Annotated in this window: 1 protein-coding gene; it reads left to right on the top strand. The window is 64.0% G+C overall.

The genetic code is table 11. The annotated features are described in order from the left end of the window. Window positions 1-64: 64 nt before the first annotated feature. The coding region (locus P7D22_RS23295; protein WP_319936617.1) for a response regulator at window positions 65-267 on the top strand (203 nt) is incomplete at its 3' end.

Raw genomic sequence — 267 nt, 5'->3', positions numbered from 1 at the left:
CGGCCTGACGGGCAGGAACCATGCGCGGCAAGCGGCTGTTAGACAGGGCTGGTAGGTAGCGTTCATGCGTATTGTCCTTGTGGTCGACGACGAACCGATGCTCCGCATGCTCGCGATCGAGATGCTGGAGGATGCAGGGCATATCGTGGTCGACTTCAGCAACGCGGCCCAGGCGATCGCCTATTGCGATGAGCCGGGCAACGACGTGGCCGCTGTCGTGACGGACATCAACATGCCGGGCGACCTCGACGGGCTGGACCTCGCCCG

The organism is Lichenihabitans sp. Uapishka_5 (assembly GCF_033947565.1).
In the GTDB taxonomy this organism is placed as follows: Bacteria; Pseudomonadota; Alphaproteobacteria; order Rhizobiales; family Beijerinckiaceae; genus Lichenihabitans.
The sequence above is the reverse complement of the archived record's forward strand: the minus strand, read 5'-3'. Positions and strand labels throughout refer to the sequence as shown.